We start from the raw sequence: 15,666 nt of genomic DNA on the forward strand, positions 1-15,666 counted from the left end.
TAGGATGGATCGCCGAATTCGAGACCTGTGACACCCCCTGATATCCAGCGGTAGCACCACAAGCGCAGCCTTTGAGCAGGATTACCCCAGCAGAGCCGTTCGGCCGGAAAGCCGCTGATAACTTCAGGAAGTCATCCGCCGCTCAGGGGAAACGTGGACCACGTCCTCCCTAGGGCAGCATTGCACTCAAGCAGCTGGGGAGCTTGCTCATGCATTCACGGGACCGCGAAAAGCTCATCGTCGACAATCTGCCGCTCGTCGGCTATCTCGTCTCGACCCTGTGCGCCCGCGCGACGCATCTTTCGCGCGATGATCTCGCATCGGTGGGTGCGATAGCGCTCATCACGTCGGCCAAGTCGTTCGATCCCTCGCTCGGTGTGCCCTTTGGTGCCTATGCACGACGCAGGATCACCGGAGCGTTCGCCGACGAGATGCGGTCCAACGACTGGGCGCCGCGATCGGTGAGGAAGCGGATCGGCGATGTGCTCGCTGCGCAGGACGCACTGTCTGCTTCCCTCGGACGGAAGGCGACCGTCGATGAGCTGGCAGCCACTCTCGGCGTGAGCAGGCAGGAAGTGCACGCCGCGCTCTATGACGCCGCCCGATCGGTGCAGACACTCGACGAGACCGTCCTCGACATCGTCCCGGCGCTCGATCAGGCTCCCGAGGCGTCCCTGTTGGCTGCGGAACAGGTCCGCCATCTCCGCGCGGCCGTCGAGCACCTACCGGCACGCATGCGGCACATCGTCGAGCAGGTGTTCTTCGAGGGTCGCTCGGTGACGGAGGTCGCCGTAGAGCTCGGCACCACGCACTCCGCCGTCTCCCAGCAGAAGTCCGAGGCGCTGCGGCTGCTGCAGGACGGGCTGTCCACGCATTATGCGGACAGCATCGGTGCCACGCCGCCTCCGGTGTCGAGGATCTCGCCCAAGCGACGTGCGGAATACCTGTCGTCCCTGGGCTCCGCTCTCGCTCCCCGGCGCACTCCTGCCCCGGTCCTTTCACCGGCGTCCTGAAACGGGCAGGAGAGCTTTTCGTCGCTCGCGGAAGGGAGTCCGGGCATGGACCCGGAGCGGGTCAGGGAGCTGGCTTGCCCTCGAGGGACTGCAGCCGTACGGCTCTCATCCGCTGGTAGACCGTGACGAGGCTGGCGAGAGCAAGCATCACCAGCACCGCGAGGAGGAACCCCTCGGGCAGCCCGAGTCCGGTGAGTCCCGTGACCACCAGGACGGACACGAGCCGCTCGGCGCGCTCCGCGATCCCGACGTTCGCAGTGAACCCCAGGGATTCGGCCTTGGCACGCGCGTAGGAGACGATCATCCCGAGGACGAGGCACGCAAGAGCCGCGACGGCGATCAGGACGTTGTCCCCTCCCGTGAAGAACCAGAGGGCGACGCCTGCGAAGAGTGCGCCGTCCGCGATACGGTCCAGCGTCGAATCGAGGAAGCTGCCCCAGAGTCCGCCGTGGCCCTTGATGCGTGCCATGATGCCGTCGACCACGTCCGAGAAGACGAACAGGGTGATGAACACCGTTCCCCAGAACAGCTGCCCGAGCGGGTAGAAGACCAGGGCACCGCCGGCGACCCCCACGGTGCCGGCAATGGTCACCGCGTCGGGTGTCACTCCCCAGGAGAGCAGCAGCCGGGCCAGCGGGGTGAGGAGCCTGGTGAAGAAGCCACGCGCGTACTTGTCGAGCATCAGGGCGTGGTTCGCGCCGGGTCGTCGTCCGAGGACCAGGCGGTGGCGACCTGTTCACGCACCTCGCCGAGCGTCTGCGTGATGGCCTTGGTCTGCGCGATGATCGGCAGGAAGTTCCCGTCCCCGCCCCAGCGCGGCACCACGTGCTGGTGCAGGTGGGCGGCGATCCCTGCACCGCCGGTCACGCCCTGGTTCATCCCGAGATTGAAGCCGGTCGGATTGGACACCCGCCGCAGGACGCGCATCGCCGTCTGGGTGAGGGCCGCGATCTCCGCCGTTTCGGCATCGTCGACGTCGGTGTAGTCGGGCACGTGCCGGTAGGGGCACACCAGAAGGTGACCGGCATTGTAGGGAAAGAGATTGAGCAGGACGAAGGCCGTGGTGCCCCGATGGACGATCAGGGATTCCTCGTCGCTGAGATGGGGTGCACGGCAGAAAGGACACGTGTGCTCGGAGGTCACCTTGTCCTGTCCGCCCTTGATGTAGGCGAGCCGGTGGGGGGTCCAGAGACGCTGGAAGGCATCCGGGACACCTGCCAGCTCGACGTCGTCCGTCACCTCCGCGTCCCCGGGGTATATGCCGTCCTGACCGCTCGCAGCCATCAGCGTGTAGCCTCCCTGCTACGGACCGCCTCCACGATCCGGCGGACGGCCTCGTCCACCGGGACCTGGTTGTCCTGGCTCCCGTCACGGAATCTGAACGACACCGCGCCCGCCTCCTGGTCCTCGCCCCCTGCAATGAGCACGAAGGGGACCTTCTCCTTGCTCGCCGTCCTGATCTTCTTCGGGAAGCGATCGGATCCCACGTCGACCTGCGCCCGGACGCCCTCGGCCTTCAGCTTGTCGACGACGTCGTAGAGGTACTCGTTGAAGGCCTCGGCGACGGGCACCGCGAGCACCTGCACGGGTGCCAGCCATGCCGGGAAGGCTCCGGCGTAGTGCTCGGTGAGGACAGCCATGAATCGTTCGATCGAGCCGAACAGGGCGCGGTGGATCATGACGGGTCGCTGGCGTGAGCCGTCCGCGGCCTGGTACTCCAGTTCGAAGCGTTCGGGCAGGTTGAAGTCGAGCTGGATCGTGGACATCTGCCAGGTCCGCCCGATCGCGTCACGCGCCTGCACGGAGATCTTGGGTCCGTAGAACGCGGCTCCCCCGGGATCGGGGACGAGCTCGAGACCTGACGCCGCTGCAACCTCGGAGAGCGTGCGCGTGGCCTCGTCCCAGAGCTCCTCCGACCCGACGGACTTCTCCGGGTTGCGCGTGGACAGTTCCAGGTAGAAGTCGTCGAGCCCGTAGTCCTTGAGCAGCCCCAGCACGAAGGTGAGGGTGTCGGTGAGCTCGTCCTTCATCTGCTCACGCGTGCAGTAGATGTGCGCGTCGTCCTGGGTCATGCCGCGCACGCGCGTCAGCCCGTGGATCACGCCGGATTTCTCGTACCGGTATACCGACCCGAACTCGAACAGGCGCAGGGGCAGCTCGCGGTACGACCGCCCACGGGATCTGAAGACGAGATTGTGCATGGGGCAGTTCATGGGCTTGAGGTAGTAGTCCTGGCCGGGCTTGCGCACCGATCCGTCCTCGTTCAGCTCCTCGTCCACATGCATGGGCGGGAACATGCCGTCGCTGTACCAGTCGAGGTGACCGGAGACCTCGTAGAGGTGGGCCTTGGTGATGTGCGGTGTGTAGACGAATTCGTATCCCGCCTCGGCGTGGCGCTGGCGGGAGTAGTCCTCCATGGCCTTACGGATGATGCCGCCCTTGGGGTGGAACACCGGCAGCCCCGAACCGAGCTCGTCCGGGAAGGAGAACAGGTCCAGTTCAGTGCCCAGCCGCCGGTGGTCGCGGCGTTCAGCCTCGGCGAGTCGCTCCTGGTACGCCTTCAGGGCGTCCTTCGTGGGCCAGGCCGTTCCGTAGATGCGCTGCAGCTGCCTGTTCTTCTCGCTGCCGCGCCAGTACGCGGCCGCCGAGCGGGTCAGTGCGTAGGCGTTGGAGATGAGCTTGGTGTTGGGCAGGTGCGGACCGCGGCACAGATCCTGCCAGACGACGTCGCCGGTCTTCCTGTCCACGTTCTCGTACACGGTCAGCTCTCCGGCTCCGACCTCCACGGAAGCGCCGTCCTCGTCGGTGGCAGCTCCCTTGAGACCGATCAGCTCGAGCTTGTACGGCTCGTCCTGCATCGCCTCGCGGGCCTCGTCCTCGGAGACCACCCGGCGCACGAAGCGCTGGTTGGCGTTGACGATCTTCAGCATCATCTTCTCGAGCTGCCTGAGCTCATCGGGCGTGAAGGGGTCCTCGACGTCGAAGTCGAAGTAGAAGCCGTCGGTGATGTAGGGGCCGATGCCGAGCTTCGCCTCCGGACGCAACTGCTGCACGGCCTGCGCCATGACGTGGGCGGTGGAGTGGCGCAGCACCTCGAGACCCGCGGGATCCTCGAGAGTGACCCCCTGGACGGTCGCTCCCTCCGGCACTTCCTGGTCGAGGTCCTTCAGCTCGCCGTCCACCCGCATGACGACGACGTCGCGCCGCTCACTGAACAGCTCGGTTCCGGTGGTGCCCGCCGTCGCCTGCTGCTCCTCGTCGTCGACGATGAGGGTGATGGGCTGCTGCGCTGACACGGATGGTCTCCTCGAGGCTGGAACAGGTGAGTGTTCGGCGGGACCAGCCGGGAAGCCGGGCCGCCGTCCTGATCGTATCGGGTGCATCAGAAGGCACCCAACAAGCTCGCCGGAAACAGGTCAGGAATGGCTCTGCGCCGTCCGGTGTTGAGCACCATACGACGTGCGGACCCCACCGCACACAGACCAGAGGAGCCCCGTGGACTACACGCCAGAAGCCGGATCGATCACGATGTTCTCCACCACCTGGTGCGGGTACTGCCGACGCCTGAAGTCCCAGCTCGACGCCGCGGGTATCGGGTACACCGAGGTCAACATCGAGGAGGTCGAGGGAACGGCCGAGCTCGTGGCCTCGCTCAACGGCGGGAACCAGACCGTGCCCACCGTGATCTTCCCGGACGGCAGCACCGCCACGAATCCCTCCGCGGCAGAGGTCAGGAGCCGGGTCTCTGCCTGATCCACCCGCTCACCCGTGCGGTGACCCGGGCGGCCCTGCCCCATATGCTGGCAGAGATGGGCCGATGGATCGGCCCGCTACCACCCAGCGGAAGGACCAACGAGACATGGTGCACAAAGTACAGGGCGTCGTCGTGCGGGCCAAGGACGCGCCGGCGGCCATCGAGACCATCCTGGTACCGGATCCCGGCCCGGGCGAAGCTCTCGTCGACATCCTCACGTGCGGCGTCTGCCACACTGACCTGCACTACAAGCAGGGCGCGATCAACGACGACTTCCCGTTCCTGCTCGGCCATGAGGCCACCGGCGTCGTGAGCGCCGTGGGCGACGACGTGACCACGGTCGCCCCCGGCGATCGGGTGATCCTCAACTGGCGGGCCGTGTGCGGACAGTGCCGGGCGTGTCGTCGAGGCGAACCCCAGTACTGCTTCGACACGCGCAATGCGACGCAGAGGATGACGCTCGAGGACGGGACGGAACTCACCCCGGCACTCGGGATCGGTGCCTTCGCGGAGAAGACCCTCGTGGCCGCGGGCCAGTGCACTAAGGTCGACCCCGCCGCGGACGCCGCGGCTGTCGGTCTGCTCGGCTGCGGGATCATGGCCGGCATCGGGGCGTCCATCAACACGGGCAACGTCTCGCTCGGGGACTCAGTGGCCGTGATCGGGTGCGGCGGAGTGGGCATCGCTGCCATTGCCGGTGCGAAGCTCGCGGGAGCCACCACCATCATCGCCGTGGACATCGACGACCGGAAGCTCGAGCTCGCCAGGGGCCTCGGCGCCACGCACGTCGTCAACTCGAAGGAGACGGATCCCGTCGAGGCGATACGTGCGCTGACCCACACCTTCGGCGCGGACGTCGTCATCGACGCCGTCGGCCGCCCCGAGACCTACAAACAGGCGTTCTACGCCCGTGATCTCGCAGGAACCGTCGTACTCGTCGGTGTCCCGAATCCGGAGATGACCCTGGAGCTCCCCCTGCTCGATGTCTTCGGTCGCGGCGGATCGCTGAAGTCCTCGTGGTACGGGGACTGCCTGCCCAGCCGTGACTTCCCGATGCTCGTGGACCACTATCTGCAGGGCACTCTCGATCTGGAGGCCTTCGTCACCGAGCGCATCCGGTTGGATCAGGTCGAGGAGGCCTTCGACAAGATGCACGAGGGCACGGTGCTGCGCTCGGTGGTGGAACTCTGATGGCGGTACGTATCGAACATCTCGTCACGTCCGGCACGTTCTCCCTCGACGGCGGCACCTGGGACGTCGACAACAACGTGTGGCTCGTGGGCGACGACGACGAGTGCGTGATCATCGACGCCCCCCACGATGCCGATGCAATCGTGGCGCAGGTCGCCGGGCGCAGGGTCAGGGCGATCCTGCTCACGCATGCCCATGACGACCACATCCGGGTGGTGCGTATACTCGCCGATGCCGTGAGCGCCCCGATCCATCTGCACGAGGACGATCGCGTGCTGTGGGACATGGTCTTCCCCGACCGGGGCCCGGATCACTGGATCACCGACGGCGACGCGTTCGCCGTCGCGGGTGCTTCCCTCACGGCGCTGCACACCCCCGGTCACTCGCCCGGGTCGGTCTGCTTCCTCCTCGAGGAGGCCGGGACGGTCTTCACCGGTGACACGCTCTTCCAGGGCGGGCCAGGGGCAACCGGCCGCTCGTACAGCGACTTCCCCACCATCATCGACTCCATCCGCTCGAAGCTGCTCACCCTGCCGCCGGAGACCGTCGCCAGACCCGGCCACGGGGACAGTACGAGCATCGGCGAGGAGGCTCCTCACCTCGAGGAGTGGATCCAGCGAGGACACTGATCGCCGTTCGGTCCGGCGTCCCGTTTCTCAGGGGACGCCGGACGACTCGCTGGTACGGAGCTGGACGGCCGTGCGGTATGCCGCGAGGAGCGCAGCCTCGACGTCGTCGACGCCCACTCCCGGTACGAGATCCTCCACAGCTCCTGCAGTAGCGGGTCGCCAGGGGATATCGAGCGCCGCGTACACCTCGGTGAGCACGGAGCGCAAGGAAGCCGAACGCTCCACGACCAGCACGGACGAGAACAGCCACGCTCCCGCAACCACGCGCTGCGCCGTGCCCACGAGCTTCAGCGTGGGGACACGGTCCCTTCTTCCGTGGACACTGAACTCGCCCGCACAGTACTCCCCGGGGACCTCCCCGACCCCGGCATCCGCACCGATCCCGGTGAGCACACCGGCGAAGAAGTCGCCGAACGCCGCGAACCGGCGACGCGTGCCGGCAACGCCGTCGCGAGCCGGTTCGACGTGGTCCACCACGATGCACCCGGAGTGGTACGCGGCCGCGCGGCCACCGGCACGCCGGATCAGCGGTTGGAACCCGTGGGCCAGGGAGGCCTCCCTGGCCCTGTCGTACCCCGGCAGCCGTGCGTCACGCTGCCCGAAGGCGACCGTGGAACTCGGCCGGTAGAGGCGCAGGGTCGCAGGGCGAGTGCCCTGCGCAACCTCACGCAGGAGGGTCAGACCCCGGTCGAGCTCGGCTGCCGCGTCATGCGCGGGCAGGTCGACGACAAGCTCCAGTTCATCCGACCCGTGCCACGGAGTACTCATCCGTTCACGGTACACAGCGACAGGGCACTGGAAGTCCTCAAGGGGCCACCTGCTCGGCCGCCGGCTCCCCGCTCGGCCCATGACCGGCCGTCTCCCCCGCGGCGCCGCCCCGATAGGCGAGGACGAAGCCGGCCAGCGCTGCACCCACGCCACCGACCGCCATATCACCCATCGAGTCGTCGTAGCCCACGATGATCACATCCGTGAAGTAGCGGTGCGCAATCCACTCCCCGAACTCCCAGAGCACCGCAACGGTCATGCCGAGGGAGAAGGTCAGAATGACGACGGCGCGGGCCGGGGTTCCAGATCCGGGCTCCCGGGTGACGTTCCACCCGGCGACGACGAGATAGAGGGCGGCGGATACCGCACCGATCGTCGCGAAGTGGACCACGAGGTCCCACGACGGGACGGTCCGGTAGAGCCCGAGCATGCCGCTCCACGTCGCTACGAAGATCGTGGTACAGAAGACCGCGTCGACCGGAGCAGGCAGCCGAAACATCCTGGAGAACAGCAGGCCGAGGGCCATGATCGCCAGCCCGAATGTCTGCGGGAAACCGAGTGAAAAGGCGCCCACGACAGCGCTCAGCAGTGCCAGGAGCCGCACGGCGTCCGCGATCCATCGGCTGGTCCCGCGACTGTTCCCACGGCGGGAGGACACTTCTGGCAGGGACCGCATGGTGGGCAGCTCTCGATAGTGACGGATGGATGACTCGGGTACATTCTGCCAACCGGAAGCGCTGCCGATGAACCATGGTGCCGCGCGCCCACATCGGCGCGGTTGTGCTGACCCACACACGCGGGGAGCTCCTGGAGTATCTGTCATAACGGGCCGATCCGCTGTGGTCAAGGTCGACGGACCAAGTTTTCTGGTCCACGGCGCGCCCCTTGCACATCGAACTTTCTCCCGCCATGCTGGGAGCCGGGAACAACCAGCCCGGCCGCCGGCCTCACAGTGCCACACGAGAAAACCGGCAGCAGGCAAGAACCAGAAGGACCGCGAGAACCCCCTTCGCGGTATCGCCACGGCAGCCACTGAACAGTGGTTACCAGACGAAAGGTATTTCTATGAACAAGAACATTGCTCCGCGCGTCAGCGTTGCTGTAGCAGTTGCCGGCCTGATGGCCCTGGGTTCGGCGACTCCGAGCTTCGCCGACGAAGCGGTCTCGGTCGCTACGGACCGTCAGGGCAACCTGATCATCGCCGCCATGAACAACGACAGCGACAATGATGACAACGACAGCGACGACGACGACAGCGATCACGACGATCAGGTAGCTACCACGCCTGAGGGTGGCGCCGACACCGGAGTCCCTGCCGCCAACAACACCGACACCGACAATGACGGCGACGATGACGACAGCGACGATGATGACAACGACAGCGACGACGACGACAGCGACGACGATCAGGTAGCTACCACGCCTGAGGGTGGCGCCGACACCGGAGTCCCTGCCGCCAACAACACCGACACCGACAATGACGGCGACGATGACGACAGCGACGATGATGACAACGACAGCGACGACGACGATCAGGTAGCAGCCGTGCCCAACGGCGGCGCTGACACCGGTATCGGCGGCACGCCCGTCGAGGTCAGCTACGTCAGCGATGGCACTGCTCTGGCTCTGGCCGGTGGCACCGCCCTCGCCCTCGCCGGTGGCGGAATGGTCTGGCTGCGCAGCCGCCGCGTCGGCCAGGCTGACTGACCCACTCGGCCGCAGAACTATCCTGTTCTGCTGACGGATGACAGCGAAGGGTGCCGTTCGACACGAAAGTGTCGGGCGGCACCCTTCGCTGTTCTCCCTCGTCCTGTTTCCGCTGCCTGTCAGGTGATCACTGTCTGGCATGATCGAGGCATGACCGAAACGGGCTCCTCCATGACACTCACCCAGCTGAGAGCACGACAGGACGACATCGTTCTGGCCCTGACCACCGAATCCCGCACAGCACGGCTGGAGGAACTCAGCCACGAACTCGAGGACGTACTCGCCCGGATCCAGGGGATGAGCGGGTCGAACTGACGCGTCGGGCGGGGGGTCATCAGACCCCCCGCCCGAGTGATCACTTCCTGCGCAGGATCACTCCCTGTGCAGTTTGTCCTGGACCGCGCCGGCTATCTTCTCGACCCGGTTCGGGACGGGCGTCGTGCCGTAGTACCGCGCGTCGGGCTGCGTCGCCGGCGGCATGGGAGCCGAGGTCGTCGGTCCGTCGTGGTAGGTGAACTCGCCCAGCCCGTCCGGCGCAGGACCGCTCGCCCATGAACCTTCTGCTGCCGCAGCACCGTCGGAGAAGTTCTGGTACTGGTAGGACACCGGCCGCTCCTCCTTCTTGATCGGGAAGTTGCTCGGGACCGGGAGAGATTCCAGACCCTCCTCCTGAAGTTCGCGCGCTGCCGCGATCCACTGGTTCTGGTGCATCGTGTCACGCGCCAGGAGGAAGGACAGCAGATCGCGCACGCCGTGATCATCGGTCATGTGGTAAAGCCGGGCTACCTGGAGCCGACCCTGCATTTCCGCATTGGCGTTGGCCTGGAAGTCGGCGAGCAGGTTACCGCTCGCCGTGATGAACGATCCCTGCCACGGATTGCCGTTGCTGTCCACCGGGCGCGCCCCTGCACCCGCGACGATAGCGTGCTGCACGTCCATCCCGCCGACGACCGCCGCGACCGTCGGATCCGACTGGACAGCATCCTCGGTGATTCCCAGCGGTGCCTTCTCCAGGAGCTGGGCGATCATGACGGCCAGCATCTCGACGTGACCCATCTCCTCGGCTCCGATGCCGAACAGCATGTCCCGGTACTTACCGGGAAGGTGGGAGTTCCACGCCTGGAATCCGTACTGCATGGCGACGGTGATCTCGCCGTACTGCCCACCCAGGACTTCCTGAAGCTTCCGCGCGTACACCGCATCCGGCTTGCTGGGCTTTGACTTGAACTGCAATTCCTGTTTATGGAAAAACATGTGGCTACCTCCGTAGTGAAGGGACCGTTCGGTGGTGACCACATGTCGAACAGATGGCCACCGGTTGTCCCACTGCACAACCTAGTAGCGACGAAAATCGCAAGCAAGCTTACTGTCCGTCGGACTGCGCACCGACTCAGGGCTACCCCGAGATGCCGGTGCCGCCTATACTCACGGCAGCCGGATGGTCATCCGCCGAGTCGGTGCAGACCGCATCCAATGGGAGGACTCAGTCGCTGATCGTGACGCCTTTCCAGAATGCGTAGTAGCCGCGGATGTTCTCCGCCGCCTCCTTCGGCTCCAGATAGCTCCAGGCCGCGTCCCGGTTCTTCTCGCCGTCGACCTCCAGCGTGTAGTAGCTCGCCGTACCCTTCCACGGGCACACGGTCTGCTGCTCGGTCTGTGTGAAGAATTCGTCCGAGATCGACTCGGGCGGGAAATAGTGATTTCCCTCGACCATCACCGTCTCGTCCGACTCCGCGATGACTGTGTCGTTCCACTGCGCTGTAGCCATGATTCCTCATCCTCCAGAGATACGGTTCCCCTGCGCTTCCTTGCCTCATCCAACTCACGAGAGGGCTGTGCAATTCCGCCCACCCCACCGGACCGGGATTCAGAGCTTCCGCACCGTCAGGATCTGCTCGAGTCGCCCGAAGGGCCCGTCCAGATCATGGACCACACTGGAGGTGAGTCCTACACCGTGCTCGCCGAAGGTCACCCGGGTATCGAGCCCGAGCCATTCACCGCGCGGCATCCGGTGCAGGTGGATCTGGAGGTCGACATTGGGGAACATCCAACTGTCCCCTCCCGGAGGCACCCTCGATGCAATGCCGTTCGCGGCGTCCATCATGCCCACGAGCCGCACGACGTCGGGCACGGCCCGGTCGTCGAGCATCGGGTAGGGATTGCGCAGCCACACCTGGCCACGTCCGGGCCGATGCCCGGGCAGGACCCGGACCTCCAGCGAGCGGATGTAGCCGCCCGGCCAGGCCGTCATCCCCTCGTGCGGACCGGCCTCCTCGGGGCCGGGTATACGCCGGTCCTCGACCGCAGCGACGGCGGAGGTGTCCTGCGTGCTCAAGCGCCATGCCCGAGCCACGATCGCCGTCCGGCCACCCGACTCCATGCGCGCCTCCAGCAGTTCGATGGTCCGGCCGGGACGCACGACGGCGGTACTCACCTGGAACTCTCCACCGGGGATCATGCCGAGGATGTCGAAACTCAGACGGCTCAGCTGCAAGCCCTCCCGGGGCTCGTGTTCGAGCAGGCACTGGGTGAGGAGTCCGGAGATCGGAGCCATGTGCTGCTCCTGGGGATTCCACGCCCCCTGCGCGTGAACAGTGGACTCGAATTTTCCGCCGCCGAGAGAGCGGTAGAAGGAATCAGGCACGGATCATCTCCTTCATCGTTGAGAACCGGGAACGCTCCATGCTAGTTGAGGAGGAATAGAGTCGGTCGCTCGGGGGTTCAGCCCAATGAACGGGCCGGCACACCACTGGGTGACGTCAGCCCACACCGATCTTTACGCCCCCTGTCGTCACGCACTGGCGGAACACCGCCCGCGGCCGCACCATAGAACAACCCGAGCGGAATCACCATGACCCAAAGCACGCCCTCCCGCGTCTCCGACGCACCCCCGCCCTTGCGAAGCGTCCGGCCGAAGGCGCCGTCCGATACAGCGCGCACCTCGCCCAGTGGGCAGGAGACCCTCCCGGCCCGCGACAAGCTGGTCATCGGGTTGCTGATGGTCTCGGCGTTCGTGGTGATCCTCAACGAGACCATCATGGGCGTAGCGATCCCGAGTCTGGTCACCGACCTCGGGATCACCGTCGGAGGCGGTCAATGGCTCACCACCGCGTTCCTGCTGACCATGGCCGTGGTGATTCCCGTGACCGGGTTCCTCCTCCAGCGCTTCAACACCCGTCCGGTCTTCATCACCGCGATGACCCTGTTCAGTATCGGGACGCTGATCGCCGCGCTGGCGCCCGGTTTCGGTGTGCTGGTCGCCGCGCGGGTCGTGCAGGCCAGCGGTACGGCCATCATGATGCCCCTGCTCATGACGACGGTCCTGAATCTCGTCCCGCGAACCTCGCGTGGCCGGATCATGGGTAATATCTCGATCGTCATCTCGGTCGCCCCCGCGCTCGGTCCCACGATCTCAGGTGCCATCCTCAGCACCCTCGACTGGCGCTGGATGTTCTGGCTGGTCCTGCCGATCGCCCTTCTGATGCTCGCCCTCGGTGCCCTGAAGATGCAGAACGTCACGACACCGCGAGCCTCGGCCATCGACGTCGTCTCCGTCATTCTCTCCGCCCTGGCCTTCGGCGGCATCGTCTACGGCCTCAGCCAGCTCGGTGAGGCATCTGCCGGTAGCGCCGTACCGCCGTGGCTGCCGCTGGTGATCGGCGTCGTCGGCCTGGGCCTGTTCGTCTGGCGCCAGCTGCGCCTGCAGAGGCGCGACGCCGCCCTGCTCGACCTGCGCGTGTTCGCCTCGGCGAACTTCACGATCTCCATCGTCGCCATCGCGATCGCCATGATGGCGCTCTTCGGCACCATCATCCTCCTGCCGATCTACGTGCAGAACGTGCTCGGCATGACCCCGTTCGTCTCCGGTCTGATCCTGCTTCCCGGTGGGCTGACCATGGGTCTGCTCGGCCCCGTCGTCGGGCGCATCTACGACCGCCGCGGGCCGCGGGTCCTGCTCGTGCCAGGGACGCTCGTGGTCAGCGCGGTCTTCTGGTCACTGACCCAGGTCACGGAGACGACGCCGCTGATGCTCGTTGTGGTGGCCCACGTGTTCCTCAGCATCGGTCTGGCCCTGATCTTCACTCCGCTGCTGACCTCGGCCCTCGGATCGGTCAAGCCGAAGCTGTACTCGCATGGCAGCGCCGTGTTCGGTACCGCCCAGCAGCTCGCCGGTGCCGCCGGCACTGCGCTGTTCATCTCGGTGCTGACCATCCAGAGCACGGTCCTGGCCGACGAGGGCGTTGCCGCTGCCGCAGCGATGGCCGGCGGCGTCCGTGCCGCGTTCATGTACGGTGCCTTCATCTTCCTGCTCGCGATCGTCGCCTCGTTCTTCGTTCGAGCACCTCAGGAGACCGACGACGACGAGCAGGCTCCAGTGCACTAGCGTGCCGGCTGTTCCGCTCCACCTCTCCGGACGCCCCGATGTTCCATTGACGGCGGACTGCACACAGTGCTTCGCGCTGTGCTGTTCCGCCCTCGGGTTCGAGCGGTCCAGCGACTTCGCCCATGACAAACCGGCGGGGGAACCGTGCAGGAACCTGGCGACGGACTTCAGCTGCACCATCCACGCACGACTCCGGTCGTCGGGGTATCGGGGCTGCACGGTGTTCGACTGCTTCGGCGCAGGACAGCAGGTTGCGCAGCGGACGTTCGGCGGACGGAGCTGGACGGACCATCCCGAGCTGCGCTCAGCCACGTTCACCGCCTTCCCGATCGTGCGTCAGCTGCACGAGGTGCTCTGGTATCTCGACGAAGCTCAGCGACTCGCGGACACGTCGACCGCTGTACCGGGCGATATACGGGCACTGGTCGGGCCACTGGTGGCGGAGACCGTGGAGCTTGCTCAGCTGGACCCGGCCGGTCTCGCCGCCGTCGACCTCGACGGGCTTCGCGGTCGGGTGGGTCCGGCCCTGGGCGCTGTGAGCGGCGCTGTTCGGAACGGGGTCCGCGGCGTGCGGCTGTCCCGGAGGCTGGCACCGGGTGCCGATCTCCTCGGGGCGGATCTCACCGGACGGGACCTTCGGGGCGCGAACCTCCGGGGCGCCTACCTGATTGCCGCCGATCTCTCCGGCGCCGATCTGCGCTGGGTGGATCTGCTCGGTGCCGATCTGCGGGACGCGAGGCTCCACGGAGCCGATCTCTCCCACGCCCTCTTCCTCACCCCCCTGCAGCTTGCCGCGGCTGCCGGGGACGAAAGTACCAGGCTCCCCACCCGGCTCAGTGCCCCGGCGCACTGGGGCTGAGGCATCGATCAGAATGGCCCTCACCGGCTGTCCGGTTCGGCCTATGGTTGCCGTATGAGCCGCAGTGATCGTGAGCACCCCCACCCGCAGCAGAACAGGCACCAGCAGTGAACGAGCGGCTCGCCGTCGTCATCCCCGTCTTCAACGAACCGGAGATCACCCGCACCCTCGCTGCGCTCCACCGGCAGCATGAGAGCGGCGCACTGACCGTCTACGTCGTGGACAACGGCTCCACGGATGACACCCTCCACCGCGTCGAGCGCTTCGCAGCCGACCACCCGAACCTGGCGATCAGGGTGCTGCACGAGCAGCAGAAGGGGACGGGCGCTGCCTCCGACACCGGGTTCCGCGCAGCCATCGCGGCTGGTCACCAGCTGGTGGCACGCACGGACGGGGACAGCGAACCGGCGCCGGACTGGTCCAGCCGGATCCGCAGCGTGTTCGCGAGCGACGACGGGGTGCACCTGGTGGGCGGCAGGAGCGTTCCGCTGCGCGACCGGTACTACCGCCGGAGGGACGACCTCCTGATGCCCGGCGCCCTGGTACTGCTGCGGATCATGATGACGGTCAAGCACATTGATCCGACCTACATGCGCTTCGTCGCCGGACACAACATGGCGGTGCGCGCCTCGGCCTATCTCGCCGTCGGAGGTATCGGTCGGACCGCGATCGATCAACGCGACGAGGACATCGATTTCTCCGTGGCGATCTCCCATTATTTCGGAGCCGGAGCAGTGCGGCTCGATCCGCGCATCCGCGTGGCGACGTCGATGCGGCGTGTGCGCCGCTACGGCGTAGGACTGATGGGTATCCATCATCTCCTCCCGGTGGTGCGCGGCAGGCTCATCCGCTCGGTCGACGTCCGTTAGCTCAGCGCGAGCTCCGCCGCTCGGCGCAGCGCAGCCTGGTCGGCTGCCGCCCAGCGCTCGAGCACGACGCCGGCGCGGGCGGCGTCCTGCCCGGACAGGCGTCCCAGCAGCGGGGCGACGACGTCGACGGCGAGCGCGTCCTCGAGATACCGCAGTGCCGCCGTCCGCAGGAAGCCTTCGATACGCGTCAGATCCGTGTGGCGCAGCAACTGGACGGACGACTGCAGCAGGACTATCGCTGCGAGCCGGCGCTCGAAGACCGGCAGTGACCACAGCTCGGATGCCAGGAGAACGACGTCGTCGTGCCCGAGATCCGGATACCGGCGCGCCGCGTTGCGGAGTGTGCCGCGAATGGCGCCCACGGACGCACCGTAGTACTCCACATGAGTACCGTGGCGCTGCTCGTACTCCTCTGCCCGCTCCCAGGAGCTTTCGTACTGCAGCGCTGCGTCGATGAACTCGGCGGCGTCACCCGTGATGCTGCTGCCCACG

At 66.5% G+C, this 15,666-nt stretch carries 18 protein-coding genes; 9 read left to right on the top strand and 9 right to left on the bottom strand.

Translation table 11 applies throughout. The features are described from left to right. Positions 1 to 209 precede the first annotated feature (209 nt). Positions 210 to 1,013, top strand: coding sequence for a sigma-70 family RNA polymerase sigma factor (locus E8P82_RS04900; RefSeq protein ID WP_136453378.1), 804 nt, complete (start codon positions 210 to 212; stop codon positions 1,011 to 1,013). 61 nt (positions 1,014 to 1,074) lie between these two features. Here E8P82_RS04900 and pgsA read toward each other — a convergent pair whose 3' ends face one another. From pgsA to thrS, 3 genes are read right to left on the bottom strand one after another with little or no spacing between them, the layout of a single operon-like run. After that, positions 1,075 to 1,695, bottom strand: coding sequence for a phosphatidylinositol phosphate synthase (pgsA, locus tag E8P82_RS04905; RefSeq protein WP_136453379.1), 621 nt, complete (start codon positions 1,693 to 1,695; stop codon positions 1,075 to 1,077). After that, positions 1,695 to 2,297, bottom strand: a complete 603-nt coding sequence (locus tag E8P82_RS04910; RefSeq protein WP_136453380.1) for an HIT family protein — start codon at positions 2,295 to 2,297, stop codon at positions 1,695 to 1,697. The genes pgsA and E8P82_RS04910 overlap by 1 nt, the downstream gene beginning before the upstream one ends. After that, on the bottom strand, positions 2,297 to 4,309 hold the full coding sequence (gene thrS / locus E8P82_RS04915; protein ID WP_136453381.1) for a threonine--tRNA ligase: 2,013 nt from the start codon (positions 4,307 to 4,309) through the stop codon (positions 2,297 to 2,299). Before thrS ends, E8P82_RS04910 begins: the two co-directional genes overlap by 1 nt. Before the next feature lie 199 nt (positions 4,310 to 4,508). On the opposite strand from thrS, the gene E8P82_RS04920 reads away from it, so the two are divergent. The 3 genes from E8P82_RS04920 (at position 4,509) to E8P82_RS04930 (ending at position 6,587) form a co-directional block, all read left to right on the top strand. Then, positions 4,509 to 4,766, top strand: coding sequence for a mycoredoxin (locus tag E8P82_RS04920; protein WP_136453382.1), 258 nt, complete (start codon positions 4,509 to 4,511; stop codon positions 4,764 to 4,766). A gap of 106 nt (positions 4,767 to 4,872) precedes the next feature. Beyond that, positions 4,873 to 5,958, top strand: coding sequence for an S-(hydroxymethyl)mycothiol dehydrogenase (locus tag E8P82_RS04925; protein ID WP_136453383.1), 1,086 nt, complete (start codon positions 4,873 to 4,875; stop codon positions 5,956 to 5,958). Continuing rightward, entirely contained in the window at positions 5,958 to 6,587 is a 630-nt protein-coding gene (locus E8P82_RS04930) for an MBL fold metallo-hydrolase (RefSeq protein ID WP_136453384.1), read from the top strand. The genes E8P82_RS04925 and E8P82_RS04930 overlap by 1 nt, the downstream gene beginning before the upstream one ends. Positions 6,588 to 6,614: 27 nt before the next feature. On the opposite strand, the gene E8P82_RS04935 is transcribed toward E8P82_RS04930, so the two are convergent. Continuing rightward, entirely contained in the window at positions 6,615 to 7,355 is a 741-nt protein-coding gene (locus E8P82_RS04935; protein ID WP_246020960.1) for a lipoate--protein ligase family protein, read from the bottom strand. A gap of 37 nt (positions 7,356 to 7,392) precedes the next feature. Then, the gene (locus E8P82_RS04940) at positions 7,393 to 8,031 is read right to left on the bottom strand and encodes a DUF2238 domain-containing protein (RefSeq protein WP_136453385.1); all 639 of its coding nucleotides are present in this window, start codon (positions 8,029 to 8,031) and stop codon (positions 7,393 to 7,395) included. A gap of 389 nt (positions 8,032 to 8,420) precedes the next feature. Between E8P82_RS04940 and E8P82_RS14980 the strand changes: the two genes are divergently transcribed. Beyond that, positions 8,421 to 9,062, top strand: a complete 642-nt coding sequence (locus E8P82_RS14980; RefSeq protein WP_168796488.1) for a hypothetical protein — start codon at positions 8,421 to 8,423, stop codon at positions 9,060 to 9,062. A 150-nt stretch (positions 9,063 to 9,212) separates the two neighbouring features. Further along, positions 9,213 to 9,377, top strand: a complete 165-nt coding sequence (locus E8P82_RS14985; protein WP_168796489.1) for a hypothetical protein — start codon at positions 9,213 to 9,215, stop codon at positions 9,375 to 9,377. A gap of 57 nt (positions 9,378 to 9,434) precedes the next feature. Here the strand turns inward: E8P82_RS14985 and E8P82_RS04950 are convergent, their stop codons facing one another. From E8P82_RS04950 to E8P82_RS04960, 3 genes are all read right to left on the bottom strand, one after another. Next, entirely contained in the window at positions 9,435 to 10,316 is an 882-nt protein-coding gene (locus E8P82_RS04950; protein ID WP_136453386.1) for a manganese catalase, read from the bottom strand. Positions 10,317 to 10,545: 229 nt separating this feature from the next. Beyond that, positions 10,546 to 10,830 (bottom strand): DUF427 domain-containing protein, encoded by a 285-nt coding sequence (locus E8P82_RS04955; protein ID WP_136453387.1) that lies wholly within the window; start codon positions 10,828 to 10,830, stop codon positions 10,546 to 10,548. A 99-nt stretch (positions 10,831 to 10,929) separates the two neighbouring features. After that, positions 10,930 to 11,706 carry a thioesterase family protein gene (locus tag E8P82_RS04960; protein WP_136453388.1) on the bottom strand — a complete coding sequence of 259 codons (777 nt, stop codon included), beginning with the start codon at positions 11,704 to 11,706 and terminating at the stop codon, positions 10,930 to 10,932. 207 nt (positions 11,707 to 11,913) lie between these two features. Here E8P82_RS04960 and E8P82_RS04965 point away from each other — a divergent pair, with 207 nt between their 5' ends. The 3 genes from E8P82_RS04965 to E8P82_RS04975 all read left to right on the top strand — a co-directional run bounded on the left by E8P82_RS04965 (position 11,914) and on the right by E8P82_RS04975 (position 15,174). Beyond that, complete coding sequence (locus E8P82_RS04965; protein WP_136453389.1) at positions 11,914 to 13,446, top strand: MDR family MFS transporter; 1,533 nt, start codon at positions 11,914 to 11,916, stop codon at positions 13,444 to 13,446. Position 13,447: 1 nt separating this feature from the next. Then, positions 13,448 to 14,305 (top strand): pentapeptide repeat-containing protein, encoded by an 858-nt coding sequence (locus tag E8P82_RS04970; RefSeq protein WP_136453390.1) that lies wholly within the window; start codon positions 13,448 to 13,450, stop codon positions 14,303 to 14,305. 107 nt (positions 14,306 to 14,412) lie between these two features. Continuing rightward, positions 14,413 to 15,174, top strand: coding sequence for a glycosyltransferase family 2 protein (locus E8P82_RS04975; RefSeq protein ID WP_136453391.1), 762 nt, complete (start codon positions 14,413 to 14,415; stop codon positions 15,172 to 15,174). Here the strand turns inward: E8P82_RS04975 and E8P82_RS04980 are convergent. Next, on the bottom strand, positions 15,171 to 15,665 hold the full coding sequence (locus tag E8P82_RS04980) for a DNA alkylation repair protein (protein WP_246020962.1): 495 nt from the start codon (positions 15,663 to 15,665) through the stop codon (positions 15,171 to 15,173). The two genes, E8P82_RS04975 and E8P82_RS04980, sit on opposite strands and share 4 nt — an antisense overlap. Between the last annotated feature and the right edge of the window lies 1 nt (position 15,666).

Source organism: Arthrobacter echini (genome assembly GCF_004803505.1).
Lineage (GTDB): Bacteria > Actinomycetota > Actinomycetes > Actinomycetales > Micrococcaceae > Arthrobacter_D > Arthrobacter_D echini.

What these genes read in the sequence shown, in the direction of transcription:
- E8P82_RS04900 (WP_136453378.1), top strand. Translation starts at nt 210, where the DNA reads ATGCATTCACGGGACCGCGAAAAGCTCATCGTCGACAATCTGCCGCTC.
- pgsA (WP_136453379.1), bottom strand. Translation starts at nt 1,695, where the DNA reads ATGCTCGACAAGTACGCGCGTGGCTTCTTCACCAGGCTCCTCACCCCG.
- E8P82_RS04910 (WP_136453380.1), bottom strand. Translation starts at nt 2,297, where the DNA reads ATGGCTGCGAGCGGTCAGGACGGCATATACCCCGGGGACGCGGAGGTG.
- E8P82_RS04925 (WP_136453383.1), top strand. Translation starts at nt 4,873, where the DNA reads ATGGTGCACAAAGTACAGGGCGTCGTCGTGCGGGCCAAGGACGCGCCG.
- E8P82_RS04930 (WP_136453384.1), top strand. Translation starts at nt 5,958, where the DNA reads ATGGCGGTACGTATCGAACATCTCGTCACGTCCGGCACGTTCTCCCTC.
- E8P82_RS04935 (WP_246020960.1), bottom strand. Translation starts at nt 7,355, where the DNA reads ATGAGTACTCCGTGGCACGGGTCGGATGAACTGGAGCTTGTCGTCGAC.
- E8P82_RS04940 (WP_136453385.1), bottom strand. Translation starts at nt 8,031, where the DNA reads ATGCGGTCCCTGCCAGAAGTGTCCTCCCGCCGTGGGAACAGTCGCGGG.
- E8P82_RS14980 (WP_168796488.1), top strand. Translation starts at nt 8,421, where the DNA reads ATGAACAAGAACATTGCTCCGCGCGTCAGCGTTGCTGTAGCAGTTGCC.
- E8P82_RS14985 (WP_168796489.1), top strand. Translation starts at nt 9,213, where the DNA reads ATGACCGAAACGGGCTCCTCCATGACACTCACCCAGCTGAGAGCACGA.
- E8P82_RS04950 (WP_136453386.1), bottom strand. Translation starts at nt 10,316, where the DNA reads ATGTTTTTCCATAAACAGGAATTGCAGTTCAAGTCAAAGCCCAGCAAG.
- E8P82_RS04955 (WP_136453387.1), bottom strand. Translation starts at nt 10,830, where the DNA reads ATGGCTACAGCGCAGTGGAACGACACAGTCATCGCGGAGTCGGACGAG.
- E8P82_RS04965 (WP_136453389.1), top strand. Translation starts at nt 11,914, where the DNA reads ATGACCCAAAGCACGCCCTCCCGCGTCTCCGACGCACCCCCGCCCTTG.